Below are 13338 nucleotides of genomic sequence, written 5' to 3' on the forward strand. Positions count from 1 at the left end.
TCAGTTAGGAGATTTTTGCCATGAAGGGTTCCAATTCAAGGCTCTCCCATAAAGCCGAAAACCGGTTTTCCAATGTTGCGCATATTCAAGGGGGCATGGTCACCGACAGTGATCTGACGGCGGCTGCGCAGATCCATCAAGCCCGCGATGAGGCACAGAATGCAGTCACGCTTTGGTCTGGTTGCCCCGCCCGCGATGGGGCTGTTGCGATCGACGAAACCGGGCGTGCGCGGCTGAAACCGGGCTGGATTGTTGCACAGGGCAAACAGGGGTGGCTGGCGCAGGCGGAAGGGGCTGAACAGCCCTTGCCGCAGGACCAAGCAGATCTGCCCTTGGGCGCGCCAATGATGAACCGTCCTGCCTTGGTATATGCTGATCTTTGGGAGCGGCCGATTTTTGCAGCGCAAGACCGTGCATTGACGGATCCGGGGCTGCATGGGGCCGAAACTTCTTACCGCACCCGGACGATGGTGCAGATCAAAACACTGCCTTTGGCGGATGAGGCAGCGCTCGCCAAAGCGCTGCAGGCGCTCGAAGACAATACGGGTGTCTTCGCGCGTAGCGGGGATGCAGAAGCGACCATTGTTTCCCGCAGTACCGAAATCGCCACAGATGAGTGTGATCCTTGTGCGGACCAAATCGATATAACGCCGGTCGTCCCAAACGCTCTTTTTAGATTTGAAATCATATCTGTAGAGCGCGAAGATAATGTGGCTAGGCGCTTGGTTGTGGCGTGGTCCGTGGAAAATGCGGCCGCCATCATGCCCGTCAGCGCGCTTGACGATATTTCCGCGCGCGATGCGTTTGCTCGCCCCGGCGCGGTGTATGAATTTTATTCAGAAGCGACCGAGGCGCATATTGGGCGTTTTGTCGGCATGACACCCGAGCGCCCGGTGATGACGGATGTGTTGTTTCCCGCACCTGCCGCAGGCACCGCAAATGGCGGCGATCCTTATGCGTTTGTGCGGCGTTGGGATGGGTTTGCAGAGATTGATTTGATCAGCCGCAACGTGACCAACACGGGCACGGGCAGTGTCACCGTCGGTGAGGCGCAGCTGACCCTCAATTGGGATGCTTTCGCACTGAACCTGGCGACCAAAGACAACCAGATGCTGGCAGGGGATTACTGGCTGGTGGAGCTGCGCCGCTTTGCGAGTGAAGAAGAACGCGTGCGGCTGGTAAGCGCCTTGCCTCTCGGTGTTGACCATCATTTCTGCCCGCTGTTTCGCATTTCAGATGATGGCACCTCCGAGCCATTGACAGATGAAGAAAAACGCCGGCTGAGCTTTCCAACACTCAGCGACATTCCTGCAAGCCATGTGCGCTTTGCCCCTGAGTGTCCGCCGCTGTTTCACGATGCGAAAAACGTGCAGGAAGCGCTGAACGCGCTGTGCGATCTTGATGCCACCGAAGTGGCGTTTGACCCGGGAGAGAATTGCCCGCGGTTTGAAGGTGCAAACACCGTTGATGCGGCGCTCAAGCGGATGTGTCAGTTCCAAGACGACAGCGCGACAACCCGTCTGCTGCGCCTGATGATGGATTGGGGGGTCATATGTGGTGTGTCGCTCAATCAGGAAGAGCGCACTAAAATTTCATGGACTGGCGGCACGGTTCTGGATCGGGCAGGGCGGTTGATTGAAGTCCCAGATGGGGCGTTTGATCTGTCAGAGTTGGATGAAGAACATATCCTGAGCGATATCGCTGACACGATGGAAAAAGAGGGGGAGCTTTGCCTTTCTGTCGCGGCAGAGAAAGACGGGCAGCTTGGGCTTTATGTTTCTGATCGGCGCACAGCGTTTGGCCCGACGGATCGCACGTTTTCGCAAGCGGTGCAGGCCTGCCTTGATGGCAAGAAGCGCGTAGATTTTGGGGATTTCTTTCGGCCTCTCACACCTGCTGACAGCAAGGTTGTGGAGGGGATGGTGCAGGTCTGGGCCAATCGTAAGACGCTGTCTGGCGCGGTGCCGATGACAGAAGCCGAAGAACAGGTTGCGCAGGCATTCAACAAGACGCTGTTGGCAGATTACAAAGCCAAAGTCAGCCCCGAGCGTGGCGCGACAATCGACAAGCTGATCTCTTTGGCTGAGATCAAATACAATCCTGAAAGCTTGCGCGGTGCCAACCGCGATCTCGTGCGGATGCAGCGCGAAAGCGCCAAACTTGGCATTATTGCTAACTCCGAAGAAGAGGACCGGCGCGCATGTGAGTGCAAAAATGGTCTGGTGCCCTGCCCACCTGACGCAGGCGATATGCCCCATCTGGTGCCCATCGGCTGTTTCAGAACCGATCCAACAGGGGCTGGCAAGATCACCAATATGCAGGAGCTTTGCCACTTTTGTTGCCGAAAGCAATCGCTGAACTGGCGATCACATCGCTATTATTTTGGTGAAAGCCTTGAAGAGCGCTTTGCTGTGTTGTCCAAACAATGCTGTGACACCAAAGAGCCGCCTTCCGGAGACTTTGACGATTGGCTGGATGACTGGGACTCAGGTATTTTCAAACCATATCCAATGCCCCAGCCCTTGCCGCACCCATTGCCAAAGCCTGATCCACTGTGGCCCCCCAAAGTGCCGCCTGATTTTGGCGGAACTTTCCCGCCTGTGATAGGTGGCGGGCCGCTGCCGCGACCTGGCCTTGTGACGCCTTTGCCGGGCAAAGATTTCACCAATATCGTAAACATTGACACCCTGCCGCCGGCCCGCGCCGAGGAAAGCTTGGTCGGCAACGGCTTCACGGTGGTGGACACCATCGATCTGGATGAGGATGTAAACCCGCTGACCAAGCTTGAAGAGCTGGGTCTGAAAGGCGGCGTGCGGTCTGGCAAGGACATCGGAGAGCCGGGTGATCGTGTTGCGATGCTGGTGCGGGGTGGCAAGACGGTGGACTATGTTGTCGTAGAAAAGGGCAATGGTCGCCTGCCGTTTGAAACCGATACGGAACTGACCGCACGCGTGACAAAGGCGCTGAAAGAGATTGAGCAGCCGGCAGACAAGACGGGCAAACAGGCCGGTTTCGCACCAGCCCCAGCCACGCCGCCCGCAGTCGCCAGCGTTGATCTCAGTGCTGCCGATGCCATGCGTGCCGCGTTGGAAGAAGAGCGCACACGTGCAGAAAGCAGCGTGCGTGAGCTGATTGCAACGCGGGAGGCGCTCAGCGCGGATGTGACGACCCTGCGTGCGGATATCGACACACTCACCAAGGCGCGCGAAGAGGCCGCGGTCGACATTGAACGTTCCCGCAATGAATTTGCCGCGATTGAGGCCAGCAAAGCCGCCAGTCTACGGGAGTTGTCTGAAGCGATCAGCGGGCTGGAAATCGCGAAGAAGGATGCCGAGGAAGCAGGGCGTTCGATCCGGTCAGAACAGCCCGCCCGCACGCTTCTGGGGCGCGATGACAATGCGCTTCGTGTGTTTGAGGAAAACGGCCTGCTGTCTGTCGGGGACATTGCCAATTCAAACACAAATCGACTTTCCGCCATCATTCGCCGTGCAGGCATGAACATCTCGGCAAGTGATCTGAAGCTTAAGGCAACCGATGTGATCAACCGCCGCTAGGAGGTCGGACATGGCACTCAAACGGAAGGTCAAACGTCGTGCACGTCGCAAAGCCCCTTCGGTGCGCAAGATTGGGGCAGGGTCGATCATGGTGGGGGGCGCGCAAAATGCAGCTGAAACAGACGCGCAGATGATGGTCGCCGGGGCAGCGACACACCGCCCCAAGGGCGTCACCTCTCCGGCTCCGATACTGCAACGCAAGGCAGATGTTGTGACACCGCGGACTGCGCCGGCACCCACCCCAGCCCCCGCGCCTCAGGTTGCAGAGGGCGCCATTCGCAAATTTGGCGCAGGGCGGGCGCTTTCCAAGACGGAACGGGCACGGTTTGAACCGCAGTTTGACGCCGATCTCAGTGCCGTGCGGGTGCATGAGGGCGCGCAGGCGGACACAGCCACGCGGGCGCTGGATGCGCGCGCCTTTGCGCTGGGATCAGACATTGCACTTTCAGCGGGCGCGGCAACCCCGGCAACACTGGCGCATGAAATCGCGCATGTGGTTTCCGCCGGTGACGGCTATCTTCGGCGCGAGTTGATCCGCCAGCCGCCCGGACGCGAAGAAGAGCCTGATCCGCTCACGCCCGCTGAAACGGCGGCGGCGGTCACCTACAACCAACAAAGGTTTGATCAGACCTCAACTGAGGCGCTTCTCGATATCATCGGCGGGGCGGGGCGCACCGAATTTGCGCCGGAGCATGTGCCTGAAATTCAAAACTGGCAGGCTGATTTTCGATTGCCCACAGATGGCAAAGTTGGTCTGCGCACCGTCGAGCCGATTGGCAAAGAGATGATTGCCGCTGGCATGCGCAATCCGGTGATCCAGTTCATTATAGACGCCCACAATTTTGATACCTCCAACGTGTCATCGATCACCTACGACCGCACGCTGTCCCCTGCAAATGCGTCGACCTCTCCCAATTGGGGCGGCGCTTCAGACATCCGTGTGTCTCCCATTGGGTTTCGGCAGGGCTGGCGTGGGCTCGTGCACACCATTCGCCACGAAATTGTGCACGCAGATCAGGTGGCAGGCATGGCCGCACCGGCCAATATCGAAGATGTGCGCCCGATCATGGAGTTTCAGGCCGAAACCACGGAAATTCTCTCGCAGGGCATGTTGTTGGAAGGCATGGGGGGGCTTTTCAACGATGCGGCGCGTGCGTTTAATTTCTGGGGTCTGATGTCGATTGCAGAAAAACGCGCCGAATGGCCGAATTTTCAACGCGTCAGGGATGAGTTGAAGCGCCGCTTTGATGCCTCGTCTGCGGCCACACAGGCGCGCCATCAGGCCGTGATGGACAATTTCACTGGCGAAGCTGCGCCATGACCCAGCATAAGGTGGTCGTGACAAAAAGCGCGCGCAAAGTTGCGCCGCGCACAAAGCCACCGCCGGTGCGCATCCCCAACGAGGTGCAGCCGAGCCTGCAAGTTGGGGCGGTGCATGACCCCGCCGAACGAGAAGCCGAAGCCATGGCCGCGCGCGTTGTCGCGTCTGCTGCGCCTGCTGATGCGCCATTGCCTGAGATCCGTCCAAACCAAGCGCAGCCTTTGCGTCGCGCGGCCGAAGATCAGCCCAATCTCGACACGCTGACCGAACCAGCCGTGCCTACAGAGCAGGCTGATGTGGATGTCGGCGCGCAGGAGGATGTGGCGACCCAAGGCATCGGCGGCGCAGATGTCGCAGAACTGGAAGGCGGCACGCCAGAAGACACCTCAGGAGAGGCGCCTGCTGGTGAAGCCCCGCCCATTCCAGATGCGCCTTTCCCGATCATGGAAATGCGCCGGGCAGACACCGGCGCGGTGGTGGGGCGCTCTGGGGGCGCGGCGCCAACAGATGTGAGCAGCCTTGTTGCCCATCCTGGCCCAGGGCGGCCGCTTCCAAAAAGTTTGCGCGCCCGTGTTGAGCCACATTTCGGCACCTCATTTGCAGATGTGCGCCTGCATGACAGCCCCGCAGACCGCCGCGCCGCCACACGGATTGGTGCACGCGCCTTTACACATAAAAACCGCATCTGGCTTGGCCCCGGTGAAAGCGAAACCAACACGCGCCTGATGGCGCATGAGCTGACCCATGTGGTGCAACAGACACGGGGCGCACAGACGCTGCCGATCAATAGAAAGGCTACACTGCCGACGCCCGCAGATCCTGTGGTGCGGCGTGGATATTTTGCCGACAAGGCCGAAAGCGTCGCGCGCCATGTGCCCGGCTATACCCTGTTGACCGTTCTGGTGGGGCGCAAGTTTATCTCAGGCAAACGCGTCTCGATGAACGCGGAAAACCTGATCGAGGGGTTCCTGGGGCTGATCCCTGGTGGCACGTTGATTTTTGATCGGCTGAAAGAAACCCGCGTTTTGCAGGATGCGTTTGACTTCGCCAAAGGCAAGCTGGGTGAGTTGAACCTGACATGGGACCGGATCAAATCCGATCTGAGCCGCGCGCTGGATACGCTCAATCCTTTCACCGCCGCAGACAACGTTAAAGACATGGTTGTGGGCCTCATCCGGGATGTCACACGATTTGTTGGCGCGCTGGCCAAGAAGTTTCTGGAGTTCATCGTGCGTGGGGCCCTCAAGCTGGCCGGTCGGTTTGGCGACAAAGTCTGGGGCGTTTTGCAAAGAGCCGGGGACACGCTTGCGCTGATTGTCGAAGACCCGCTGGGCTTTGCCAAGAACCTCGCCAAATCCGTGATCGGCGGGTTTAAGCAGTTTGGCTCCAACATTCTGACACACCTGAAAAAGGGCCTGCTGGGGTGGCTTTTTGGTTCTTTGGCGTCTGCTGGGATCGAATTGCCCGCCAAACTCGACTTCAAGGGATTGATGAGCCTTGTTTTGCAAATTCTGGGCATCACCTATGCCAACTTCCGCAAGAGGCTGGTCAAACAGCTTGGGCCAAAAGGGGAAAAAATGGTCTCCATGATGGAGACATCGGTGGATGTGGTCAAAACCCTCCTCAAGGAGGGGTTTCTCGGCATCTGGCAAAAGCTCTTGGATATGATCGACAGTTTCCGCCAGACGCTGATCGGCGGTATGACCGAAATGGTGATCACTTCGCTTGCGCGCGCGGGCATCAGCTGGCTGTCAGGGCTGTCCAATCCGGTGGGTGCGATCATCAAGATCTGCCTGATGATTTACGATCTGATCGTGGCTTTCCTTGAGCGGCTTGAACAGATTGCGGATGTGGCCAACAGCATTTTTGCCTCCATGGCGGAAATTGCCAAAGGGCAGGTTCAGAGGGCTGCGAATTTCATCGAAGAAACCATCGGGCGCACTGTACCGCTGGTGATTGCCTTTGTTGCTGCACTTGTGCCGGTGTCCGGCATCACCAAGAAAATCAAAGCTGTCATCAAGAAGCTTCAGGACCCTGTGAAAAAAGCGATGGATAAGATGATCACCTTTGTGCGCAAGAAGGCGAAAAAACTCTTTTCCAAGCTGATTGGCAAGGTGAACGGCAAACGCAAGTTTCCGTCGTTTAACTTCAAAATAGGGGCGAAGCAGCACCGTATTTTCGCTGAGAAAGGCAAAGGTGGCAAAGTCACGGTCAAAATGGCGTCTGAAAATCAGGAAGAGATCACCAAAAAACAGGCGGCTCAATCGGCGGAGATAGAGAAGATCAAGAAGGTCGATGATCCCAAAGCGGCCGAAGCCTTGCGCATCGCCAAAGCCATCCAGAAACAAACAGAAGACGCCGATGCGGAAACAGCCAAAGAAGCCAAACGGATCAAGGGAGACAGCACAAAGGAAAATCAGCTCGCAAAGATCAAACAGCTGGAAAAGGAGCTGAAAGAGGCCGCAAGAGAGCTCGAAGCAGCGGCAAAATCCATTGATGCAAATCCAGTGATTTCAAGCCAGTCCGAAGACGGGCTGTTTCGCGCCGCAGAGCCTCGGCTGGAAGGGTTGGAAGGTAAACAGGGCGCCCATGGGGCGCTGTTGGAGTGGTCAAAGAAAAACTTCAACAAAGAGGTAAAACAGCCCATCACCAATTTCTATGAGATGGACCACACCATCGAAAAGCGCTTCGCCAAGGCTGTGCTGGAAAATCTGCATTTGATTGACCCGAAGGAGGCCAAGAAGCGTCTGCAAAAGGAGGTGGTCAAGGGCGAGCAACGTGCCGATCGCGCCGGGCAGTACAATGCGGCGCTGCAGAAGAAAAAAGAGGCTGGGGAAACGAAGCTTGGCAGACAGGCGGGGCAGAAAACTGCTGTGAAAGATGAGGGCGCGCCGCCTTTGGGCAAGATTGGCATTGGGGAGTTTAAAACGATCCCGGAAACCGCGCCGGCGTTTCCGGCGGTGGCGGTGTACCGACATAATCACGTGCCAAATAAAGGGCTCAAAGATCACACAGCGATGATTGAAAGCGCGCGGACCTCCAAAGATCCACATGGCGAAGTCAAAAAGACACTGCGCGCCCAAATGGATCTTGAAACCACTGCAATGACCAAGAAACTTGATGCAGATGCCAATGCCTCACCAAAAATCAAAGCCAATGTCAAAGCGGGCATTGATGCGGCAAAAGCCGAAGTGACGGATATTTTTGGCTTGAAAGATGTGGAGCCACGCAGTGTTCCGGACGAAGAGGTCAATGCCCAGAAAAATGACCCGTCGTCGCGGGATCTTCTTTTTGAAGGTGGAAATGGCGCGCCCAATTTTCTCGAGATCGAGGGAGTGGGGGGGCAGTATGGCGGCCTGCCCAGCTCCAAACATCTGGAGCGGGATCACATCATCGACAAATCCTATCCAAAGACGGCAAAAGCTTTGCCCCTGCTCAGCGAAGCTGAAAGAGCGCGGTTTGAGGATGTGCTGAAAGCGGAACTGGCCGCGGGTGGCACAAAACGGCGGATGTCCGCGGCGCGCAAAGCGCGCAAGGAGGCGCTTATGACTGCAACGCTTTTCCCGGCTGGCGGAGCCATGTCGCGATATACGGATGCCAATGGCTATGCGATCCCGTTTTACAAACCGCTGGCCAACCGTGTGACCTCAGCCACTGGGCGATCCGCCTCAGCATCGCAGATGTCTGGCGCCGCTGGCGGGGCAGATCTTGCAAGTTTGGCACACTGGGTGATTGAGGGCACAGGCGCCGGTCTGGAGGCTGCGCAGGACACCAAGCAAGGCCGCCTAAAGGGTCTGTTCCTGGATCGCACGCTCACCCATTCGGCACATGTTGCAGAGCAGTATTCTCAAGACACCGGTGAAATCTCGAAAAACCAAGCTTCGCCAGAGCAAGAAGCGATCGCCAAAAGGCACATGACACGCATAAAGGGTCAAGTTGCGGCTTCCTTGCGAGAGGCTCGGTCACAAACCGATCAACTGTTTTCTTGAACGCTTGCACGACGTATCGGGCAGCCTTGACTGCAACGCTATGGTTTCGCGTACCGGTGTGTCTTGCTTGTATTGGCAATTTCGCGTTTCGTTTGGCTGTAACTTTTCCATAGTTTCCGTTTAGCTTTCGCGCGTAAATTTATTTGAGCTGCCTGTAAAAATTCGTATCTTGCCAGAAAGTGGATGGGAGGACCTTTGATGGCAGGCGAAAAAATTCGGAACATGGAAGAGTTCGCGCGTATGAGCGGTATTTCTCGTCCGACCCTGTCGAAATTTTTCAACGATCCGACCAGCGTCAGGTCAAGTACCCGCTCGCGCATCGAGGCGGCGCTCGCGCAGTTTGACTACCGCCCCAACATTTATGCGATGAACCAGAACCGCAAGCTGACAAAGAACATCGGGATTGTGGTGCCTTTGCTGTCTGATCCCTATTTCGCAGAGATTGCGCGCAATCTGGAACAACGCTGTATCGATGCTGGATACCGGCCGACATTGTTCAGCTCCCATGGCGATACCGCACTTGAGGTCGAGGTCCTGCAAACGCTGCGCTCTCTGAAGCCTGCGGGCGTGTTGTTGGCCCCACTCGGGCGCGCCTCTGACACGCAGGCGCTCAGCGCCTTCTGTGATGACGTGCCCACTTTGATTTTTGACAGCAGTGTCGATGAAATCGGATTGTCTTTTGTGGGATCGGATAATGTTCAGTTCACCACGCACATCACAGACTACCTCTGTCGCACGGGCGAACCCCCTTGTTTTTTTGAGATGAAGACGCCAGCCAATCCAAACGCGCATCGGCGCAGGCAGGCCTATATCGCTGCCATGGAAAGCTTTGGTCACACACCCAAAGTCGTGTCGGTGCCGGGCGAGGGATGGGGGTTTGAAGAGATCGGACGGCTCGGCGGGCACGAGGCGATCAAGAACAACTGGTTCTCCACCAACACGATTTTATGCAGCAATGACCGATTGGCGATTGGGCTTTTGACGGCCTGCTATGAGCAGGGACTACGGGTCGGGCGCACATCAGACTGCGCGATTCGTGTGGCTGGACAGGATGGACACCCCCATTCGCGCTACACCTGCCCGCCGTTGACCACAATTTCGCACAATTATGATGCCGTGTCTCAGACCGCCGCAGAAAGTCTGTTCGCCGCAATAGACGGACACGTATCTCCTTGGAAAAGCACACGTTTGGAGGGGCAGCTGATCTTGCGGGACTCTGCGTAAGATGCGATAAATTTACGCGCGTAAAATTTATATTGACGCCGCGTTGCATCGGCGGCTAGCCTGTTTCCACATCCAATTAGGGAGGAAACCGGATGTCTTTCAGAAGCACAGTTTGTGCTGCGAGCGCGCTATCGCTGATCACAGCAGGCAGCGTTCTCGCAGACGGCCATTCCAAAACAATCACCATAGCCACTGTTAACAACGGCGATATGATCCGAATGCAGGGCTACACTGACGAATTTACCAAGGCGACCGGCATTGATGTTGAGTGGGTGACGCTCGAAGAAAATGTCCTTCGCCAGCGGGTCACAACGGACATCACCACCAAAGGTGGGGCCTTCGATATCATGACAATCGGCATGTATGAGACCCCAATTTGGGGGGCAAACGGCTGGCTCGTGGCGCTGGACGATCTGTCTGCCGAATATGATGTGGATGACATTTTGCCTGCCATGGCAGGGGGCCTGTCGCATGATGGCACCCTCTACGCTGCGCCATTTTATGGCGAAAGCTCCATGATCATGTACCGCACGGATCTGATGGAGAAAGCCGGGCTGGACATGCCCGAAGCCCCAACTTGGGAGTTTATTGCCGAAGCTGCCGCCGCGATGACTGACCGCGACAATGAAATCAACGGGATCTGCCTGCGTGGCAAAGCGGGATGGGGCGAGGGCGGCGCCTTCATCACGGCGATGTCCAATTCCTTCGGCGCCCGCTGGTTTGACGAAGACTGGAACGCCCAGTTTGACACAGAGGCATGGGCCAACACGCTCAACTTCTACAAAACCATGATGGATGCGGCGGGCCCGACAGGGTATGCAACCAACGGTTTCAACGAAAACCTGTCGCTGTTTCAACAGGGCAAGTGCGGCATGTGGATTGATGCCACCGTGGCCGCCAGCTTTGTGACAAATCCGAAAGACTCAACTGTGGCAGACAGCGTGGGTTTTGCCCTCGCCCCAGATACTGGTCTCGGCAAACGCTCCAACTGGCTTTGGGCGTGGGCGCTGGCCATTCCGGCTGGCACACAGCAACAAGCAGAAGCCAAGCAGTTCATCGAATGGGCCACGTCAAAGAGCTACATCGAGCTGGTCGCGGCCAACGAAGGCTGGGCAAATGTGCCGCCCGGAGCACGCACATCGCTCTATGAAAATCCAAACTATCAGTCTGTGCCTTTTGCCAAGATGACATTGGATTCCATTCTGTCAGCCGATCCCAATGACTCAACAGTGGATCCCAGCCCCTATGTTGGCATCCAGTTTGCGGCGATCCCGGAGTTTGCCGGTATAGCCACCGAAGTGAGCCAGGAATTCTCTGCCGCTTATGCGGGCCAGCAGAGCATCGCTGTCGCACTTGAGAAAGCACAGGCGCTTACAAACGATGCCATGGAAGCTGCGGGTTACCGTTAAACTCCCCTGTCAGGTGGCAGTCTCGAACTGCCCCTGACCCCACTTCGCATTTCCCAAACACTTGCTACGATCCAAGGCGAAACACCGCCAACAGGAGAGGTCCATCCAATGTCCACCAAAGCCTCCAGATCTGCCGCCCGCGTGATGATGGCCCCAGCTGTCATCCTGCTTCTCGGGTGGATGCTTGTGCCCTTGGTTATGACGCTGTGGTTTTCGTTCACAAAATATCTGCCGTTGAGGGGCGACAGCATTCAGCGGGGGCTGGATTGGGTGGGTTTTGCCAACTATGGCCGCTTTCTCTCTTCAAGTTCCTTCTGGCCGGCGGTGCAGACGACACTGATCATGGTGGGCGGCGTTTTGGTGATCACGGTCGTTTTAGGCATATTGATCGCCCTATTGTTGGATCAGCCGATCTGGGGGCAGGGCGTGGTCCGCATTCTGGTGATCGCGCCTTTCTTTGTCATGCCGACCGTTTCGGCGTTGGTCTGGAAAAACATGCTCATGGATCCTGTGAATGGCATCTTTGCGCATCTATGGCGATTTTTCGGAGCAGAACCAGTGGCCTGGCTGCAAGACGCGTCGCTTGGCTCCATCATTTTGATTGTGTCCTGGCAGTGGCTGCCCTTTGCCACGCTGATCCTGCTGACCGCCATTCAGTCCTTGGACCAGGAACAGCTTGAAGCCGCTGAAATGGACGGGGCCCCCACACTGAAGCGTTTCTGGCATATCATCCTGCCACATCTGGCACGTGCGATCACAATTGTGATCCTGATCCAGACCATATTCCTCTTGTCGATCTTTGCGGAGATCTTCGTCACCACTGGCGGCGCGTTTGGCACCCGCACGCTGACCTATCTGATCTTCCAGCGCGTCATAGACAGCCAAAACATCGGCCTTGGCTCTGCAGGCGGTGTCTACGCCATTATTCTCGCCAATCTCGTTGCGATCTTTCTGATGCGCATCGTCGGCAAAAATCTCGACGCATAAGGATCCGCGACATGGCACGCTCTGCAACACCGCAACGCAAAATCGCAATGACAGCCGCCGCTTGGACTGTCGCACTGATCATCTTTTTTCCAATCTACTGGACCATTTTGACAAGCTTCAAAACCGAAGCTCAGGCCATCAATGATCCGCCGCTGTTCTTTGCATTCGACTGGACGTTGGAAAACTACGCCATTGTGCAAGAGCGCTCCGACTACATGAAATTCTTGTGGAATTCTGTTGTCATAGCGGGTGGCTCTACCATTCTGGGCATTCTGATTGCGATCCCGGCGGCCTGGTCCATGGCCTTTGTGCCCTCCAGACGCACCAAGGACATTCTGCTCTGGATGCTCTCAACAAAGATGCTGCCAGCGGTGGGGGTGCTTTATCCGATTTCGCTCATCTTTGTGGAGTTAAATCTCTTGGACACCCGCGGTGGCTTGATGGTTGTTCTGATGCTGATCAATCTGCCGATCATCGTCTGGATGCTGTACACATATTTTAGGGAAATCCCCGGCGAGATCTTGGAAGCGGCCCGCATGGACGGTGCCACGCTGAAAGAAGAGCTTCTGTATGTGCTCACCCCAATGGCCGTCCCCGGCATTGCCTCGACCCTTCTTCTGAACTTCATCCTCGCCTGGAACGAAGCCTTCTGGACCCTCAACCTGACAGCAGCAAATGCGGCGCCGCTCACGGCATTTATCGCGAGCTATTCCAGCCCCGAGGGCCTGTTCTTTGCCAAACTCAGCGCGGCCTCCACCATGGCGATCGCCCCTATCCTCATTCTTGGCTGGTTCAGCCAGAAACAACTTGTCCGCGGCCTGACTTTCGGCGCCGTCAAATAAGGAAGCTGACAC

General features: G+C 56.7%; 7 protein-coding genes. All 7 read left to right on the forward strand.

Going from position 1 to position 13338, the window contains the following annotated elements:
- Positions 1 to 20 precede the first annotated feature (20 nt).
- Entirely contained in the window at positions 21 to 3554 is a 3534-nt protein-coding gene (locus tag J7413_RS14460) for a hypothetical protein (RefSeq protein WP_209099393.1), read from the forward strand.
- 10 nt (positions 3555 to 3564) lie between these two features.
- Positions 3565 to 4875: a DUF4157 domain-containing protein gene (locus J7413_RS14465; RefSeq protein WP_209099395.1), complete on the forward strand. Its 1311-nt coding sequence runs from the start codon at positions 3565 to 3567 to the stop codon at positions 4873 to 4875.
- Positions 4872 to 8864 carry a DUF4157 domain-containing protein gene (locus J7413_RS14470; protein WP_209099397.1) on the forward strand — a complete coding sequence of 1331 codons (3993 nt, stop codon included), beginning with the start codon at positions 4872 to 4874 and terminating at the stop codon, positions 8862 to 8864. The genes J7413_RS14465 and J7413_RS14470 overlap by 4 nt, the downstream gene beginning before the upstream one ends.
- Positions 8865 to 9062: 198 nt before the next feature.
- Complete coding sequence (locus J7413_RS14475) at positions 9063 to 10088, forward strand: LacI family DNA-binding transcriptional regulator (protein WP_209099399.1); 1026 nt, start codon at positions 9063 to 9065, stop codon at positions 10086 to 10088.
- Positions 10089 to 10180: 92 nt separating this feature from the next.
- Positions 10181 to 11497 (forward strand): sugar ABC transporter substrate-binding protein, encoded by a 1317-nt coding sequence (locus tag J7413_RS14480; RefSeq protein ID WP_209099401.1) that lies wholly within the window; start codon positions 10181 to 10183, stop codon positions 11495 to 11497.
- Positions 11498 to 11605: 108 nt separating this feature from the next.
- Entirely contained in the window at positions 11606 to 12484 is an 879-nt protein-coding gene (locus tag J7413_RS14485; RefSeq protein WP_209099403.1) for a sugar ABC transporter permease, read from the forward strand.
- Between the two features lie 11 nt (positions 12485 to 12495).
- On the forward strand, positions 12496 to 13326 hold the full coding sequence (locus J7413_RS14490) for a carbohydrate ABC transporter permease (protein WP_209099405.1): 831 nt from the start codon (positions 12496 to 12498) through the stop codon (positions 13324 to 13326).
- Positions 13327 to 13338 lie beyond the last annotated feature (12 nt).

It is taken from the genome of Shimia sp. R10_1 (assembly GCF_017744095.1).
In the GTDB taxonomy this organism is placed as follows: Bacteria; Pseudomonadota; Alphaproteobacteria; order Rhodobacterales; family Rhodobacteraceae; genus Shimia.

Coding starts and splice junctions, on each gene's coding strand:
- J7413_RS14460 (WP_209099393.1), top strand. CDS start 21: ATGAAGGGTTCCAATTCAAGGCTCTCCCATAAAGCCGAAAACCGGTTT.
- J7413_RS14465 (WP_209099395.1), top strand. CDS start 3,565: ATGGCACTCAAACGGAAGGTCAAACGTCGTGCACGTCGCAAAGCCCCT.
- J7413_RS14470 (WP_209099397.1), top strand. CDS start 4,872: ATGACCCAGCATAAGGTGGTCGTGACAAAAAGCGCGCGCAAAGTTGCG.
- J7413_RS14475 (WP_209099399.1), top strand. CDS start 9,063: ATGGCAGGCGAAAAAATTCGGAACATGGAAGAGTTCGCGCGTATGAGC.
- J7413_RS14480 (WP_209099401.1), top strand. CDS start 10,181: ATGTCTTTCAGAAGCACAGTTTGTGCTGCGAGCGCGCTATCGCTGATC.
- J7413_RS14485 (WP_209099403.1), top strand. CDS start 11,606: ATGTCCACCAAAGCCTCCAGATCTGCCGCCCGCGTGATGATGGCCCCA.
- J7413_RS14490 (WP_209099405.1), top strand. CDS start 12,496: ATGGCACGCTCTGCAACACCGCAACGCAAAATCGCAATGACAGCCGCC.